The sequence below is a fragment of the Chrysiogenia bacterium genome, from assembly GCA_020434085.1.
Classification (GTDB): Bacteria; JAGRBM01; JAGRBM01; order JAGRBM01; family JAGRBM01; genus JAGRBM01.
Window position 1 is genome coordinate 1 of the sequence record JAGRBM010000169.1, and the last position, 1,625, is coordinate 1,625.

A 1,625-nucleotide genomic window follows, 5' to 3' on the forward strand; every position below is an offset into this window, starting at 1 on the left:
AAGGGCGATCTGACCCGCGTCCTTCGCGAGCGCGAGGAAACCCTGCGCAAGGAACTCGATGCATCGCGCGCCGAGAGGGAGCGCGGCGCCAGCGTGCTGAACGCGACGCAGGAGGAATACGAGAAAATCCTGCGCGAGCACGGCGTGCTCAGCGAAAAAGCCCAGCGCCTCGACGAAGACGTCGCCCATCTCACCGCCGCCGCCAAGCGCGAGAGCGAGCGCGCGCGCAGCATGGCAGCCGAGGTGGTGGGACTCGAAGACCGCATCCGCGAGCTCACCCAGCAATTGGAGCGCGCGCAGACCCCGCGCGATGCCAGCGAAGAAGAGCAGGAACGCATCGCCGCCGCCATTGCCGTCGAGCGCGAGAAGGCGACAAGCGAATTAAAGCGCCTTCGCGAGCAGGGCGAGGACCTGGCTCACCGCATGCGCAAGGCAGAGCGTGAGGCCGAAAATCTCTCGGCCGCGCGCGCCGAGATCGAGCGCCGCGCCGAGGCGGCAGAGTCCCTCGTCAGGGAACGTCTCAAGGCCCCTGCCCCCGCCGCCGAGTCCGCCGCCGCGCCCGCGGCGCTCGGATCGCTCTCGGAGAGCCTGGGCCGCAGCGCCAGCGACCTGGTGAGCAGTCTCGACCGGCTCGACCAGTTCATGAAGCGCCTGCCCGAGCTGGCATCGACCACCGACGACGAGGCCGAAGCCGCCAGCGACGTCCTCGCCCAGAAGGTGCAGGCCATGGAGATCGTGGGGCGCAGGCTGGAGGCCCACCTCGCGCGGCTCGAGGCCAACCCCTCCGACGCGGCCATGCTACCGCCGCCGGGCGCGGTCGACCCGGCCCTGCACGAGCTCAAATCGCTCTCGGAGATGCAGGCGCGCGAAATGGCCGCGCTGCGCGAGCAACTCGCCGCGCTGGCCAAGGCCTCCGCCAATGCAGCCAAGGACTCATCGAAGGAAAAATCGAAAGGCGCTGCGCCCCCGCCGCCCGCCGCGCAGGCCCAGAGTTCCGCAACGGGAATCTACGCGGCGGCCGCGGTGATCGTGCTGCTGCTGGGCGCGGTGGTGGCCGGCGGCTTCGTCGCCTACTCGCGCCTTGCAAGCCGCATCGACGAGGGGCAGGCCCTGGCCCGCAAGTATCTCGAGCAGGCGAGCACGCCGCGCTCGGAAACCGCCGCGGCGATGGCGCCGCTTCCCCTGCCCCGGCTCACCAACCCGCCGGCGGGCTCCACCGTGCGGGGCGAGCGCCTCGATCTCAAGGGCGAGGCCGGCAGCGCCGACGCGGTGTTCCTCTATGTGGGCAACGCGCTCTACACCGTGACCGGCGTGCGCGGGGGGAAGTTCACCTTTGAAGACGTGCCGCTCGAAGCGGGCAAGAACCTGGTGGCGCTTCGCGCCGTGACCGACTCGGGCCGCACCTCGGACAGGTGGGAGACCACGCTGCTTCGCACCGCGAGCATCGGCGCCGAGCCCCCGCGCCGCGCGGTGCGCGACTTCATGCGCGGCCCCACCGACCGCAAGGAGATCGCGCTGACCTTCGACGGGGACGATCCCAAGGGCGCGCTCGCGGTGCTCGACATCTTGAAGCGCAACAACATCCGGACGACCATTTTCCTCACGGGGCAGTTCATCGACCTCTC

The 1,625-nt window shown here is 70.4% G+C and carries 1 protein-coding gene; it reads left to right on the forward strand.

The features are described 5' to 3' along the window. The coding region (locus tag KDH09_05700; GenBank protein ID MCB0219171.1) for a polysaccharide deacetylase family protein at positions 1-1,625 on the forward strand (1,625 nt) is incomplete at both ends.